The organism is Collinsella sp. AM24-1 (genome assembly GCF_003470325.1).
GTDB lineage: Bacteria > Actinomycetota > Coriobacteriia > Coriobacteriales > Coriobacteriaceae > Collinsella.
On the sequence record NZ_QRHM01000016.1, the window covers coordinates 1 to 3,012 of the forward strand.

Sequence of the window (3,012 nt, forward strand, 5' to 3'; positions counted from 1 at the left end):
CCGGACCGCCCCGCGGTCCAACTTTCTGTCCGCACCCCCAACAGGAACTATTTCACCGCAACTTTTCTTTAGATCGGATTTCGGGCTGATGCTAAGTTTGTAACATTTCAAAACTCTACCGGATTACGGGGCTGAATTGACAACCTCTATCCATTCCAGTAATTTGCAAATTTCAACAAGCTATCTACCTGCGGTTTTATTTAGGTCATTTTTGCTGTGGTCGGGCATCACCAATCTAGCCCTGTAATCCGCCCTACTTTTGATAACAGCAAGTATGAAACGGGGCTATTTTTACCACTCTTTACCTCTATTGCGATCTCCGCTCGCATGACCTCCTGAGTTGCGGTGAAATAAGGACTGTTTGGCGGGTAGAAGCCGATATTCAATCCCTATTTCACCGCAACTTAATAGTTACTTGTGGACCAAGCGGGCGCAGAAGTGGCCGTCGTAGGAGTCAGCGTTTACCGGCACGCTTTGGAAGAGGCCTCGTTCGTTCTGGCGTACGGATACGAGCTTCTTAGCCTGATCGAACTCGAGGAGTTGCAAAATCTGCGCCTCGGAGAGCGGCTCCAGGCTAAAACAGGTGCCCTCGGGAGAGTTCAGGAAAGCATCCACCACCTGCGTGTTCTCTTCATCAAACACCGAGCACGTCGCATAGATGAGCTCGCCATCCTCGGCGACGCGCGCAGCGGCTTCTTTGAGCATCGTCAGCTGCAGTTTGGGCAGCTCAACCGTCACATCCTTTTCGGTCAGACGCCACGGGATCTCAGGATGGCGGCGCATGGTGCCGGTGCCCGAGCACGGCGCATCGATAAAGACCGTGTCGAACTTAACCGGCTTGCCAAGCATGGCATCAAACGATGTCAGTACTTCATCAAGCTCGCAGGCATCACCCGAAACCGTTCGAACGCCCTGAATACCGGCCTTATGAAGGCGAGCGAGATTCAGATCGCACTTGCGATCATGCAGATCGAGCGCCGTATGCTGACGCTCATAGCCCGCACGCTTGGCCTGGCACATCATCACATAGGTCTTGGTGCCACGGCCGGCACCAATCTCAAGGCAGCTGCCAGGGCGCGTGGCAGCTGTGGCGATAAGCTGGGCGTTAAGGTCCGAGGCCACGGCAGCAGCACGCTCAAATACGCCCGACGCAACCGTAACCTGAGCATCGACCGGAGCATGGCAACCCGGGAACACGGGTGCCACAAGCTGCGAGATATACGGATCGGGCTTGGACGCAAAGGCGTTCTCATGCAGGGCCAGCGGTGCGGGGGCCAGATTGCCGGCAAAGTTAAGCGCACCCTCTGGAGTGTCAAACGACGCCATAATGCGAGCGCATAGCCAGCGAGGTAGACCCATCAGGCGCGACAGACGAACCAAACGTCGCTCAGACTCATCCACATCGGACGCAGTAGCAAAGTCCTCAACATTGTCTGCAACCTTATGCAGTACAGCATTGGCCAAGCCAGCGGCAGACTTAGCCCCGCAGCGAACCAGCTCAACACCCTGACTTACGGCAACGCGGCCCGGCGTATGCAGATAGAGCATCTCGAAGGCCGAGATACGAAGCGCCATGCGAACACGCGGCGCAACCTTTTTAGGCTTATCGAGAAACTGATCGAGCAGCTCATCCAAAATACCCTGGGTGGCCGCAACGCCAAGTGCCAAACGAGCTGCAAAAGCAGAATCGCGCTGGTCAATAGCCTTGGCCGAAGCACGGGACGAGAGCACGTCGCGCGCGTACATGCCGCGGCGATCGGCTTCCATCAAAACATCAAGCGCGAGCTTACGCGCGGGAGACAGCTTGCTCATGACAAAACACCCCAGATAAGATCGGCACCCTGCAGGCCAGCAGCCCAAGCAGAAGCATCCATGGCACGCTTGCCATCGGGCTTAACCTCGAGCAACTCAATCGAGCCATCGGAAAGACCCAGGAAAACACGCTTGGCCTGAACGGCGACGAGCCCCTCGCCAAGCGACACATCAGCAGGCGCAGCATCGAGCACGCGCACGGTCTTGCCGGCAATCACGCAACGAGCAGGCGCGGTATCGGAAGAGGCCAGCACATGACGCACGCAATCAAGCGCCGCCATTTGCGGATCCAAGCGCATCTCCTGCTTAGAAATCTTGGCAGCATGGGTAACGAGCGCCTCATCCTGTTCAATCCACACGGCGGTGCCATCAGCAAGAGAAGGAAGCGTATCGGCAAGCAGTTTACCGCCAAGCTCACCAAGCTCCATGGTCAGCGCCTCAGCATGCTTACCGGCAACCGACGTGGAAGCCTGAGCACAATAGGCACCAGTATCCACGCCATGCCCAATGCGCATGATAGAAACGCCAGCAACCTCATCACCAGCAAGAATGGCACGCTGAATAGGAGCAGCCCCACGCCAACGAGGCAGCAAGGACGCATGAACATTCACAATACCAAGCGGCGCCATATGCAGCACCTCATCAGGCAAAATACAGCCATAAGCAGCCACACAGAAAATATCAGCCTGGGCAGCCTGGAGCACCTCAACAACCTCAGGCGTCATACGATTAGCCTCAACAACCGGTAACCCCAGCTCAAGCGCCTTAGCCTTAACAGGAGACGGCTCAAGCTTCTTACCACGCCCACGAACAGCATCAGGACGAGTAACAACAAGCGCAATCTCATTCCCAGCCTCAACAAGCGAAGTCAAAGAAGGCACAGCAAAATCAGGCGTACCCATAAACACAATACGCATATAAGTTTGTCTCCTCTCAATAACGAGCCGAGACGGCTACAAAAGAAGCGTTCCAGGCCGCATGCGCGCCCAGCCGCAAGAACAATTCAACAAGAACAAATATACCCAAAAACAAAGAAAGAGCCGCATGAAAGCAGCCCTCCCAACAAAGCAATTATCAGCGAAGACGCCCCTCCCTGGCCCGACGGCACCCGGGCGAGACAGGCAGCGTCAACGTAGTCCCCGGGGCGCCCGCCTATATCGTCCCGCGCGCAGTTTCGCAGCGCAGCGAGAATGTTTGAGC

At 56.1% G+C, this 3,012-nt stretch carries 2 protein-coding genes; both read right to left on the bottom strand.

Annotated elements, in window-relative coordinates:
- Positions 1-411: 411 nt before the first annotated feature.
- A complete protein-coding gene (locus tag DW661_RS06975; RefSeq protein WP_118935151.1) occupies positions 412-1,812 on the bottom strand; it encodes an RsmB/NOP family class I SAM-dependent RNA methyltransferase in 1,401 nt (466 codons plus the stop codon).
- Positions 1,809-2,729: a methionyl-tRNA formyltransferase gene (gene fmt, locus DW661_RS06980; RefSeq protein WP_118935153.1), complete on the bottom strand. Its 921-nt coding sequence runs from the start codon at positions 2,727-2,729 to the stop codon at positions 1,809-1,811. The genes DW661_RS06975 and fmt overlap by 4 nt, the downstream gene beginning before the upstream one ends.
- Between the last annotated feature and the right edge of the window lie 283 nt (positions 2,730-3,012).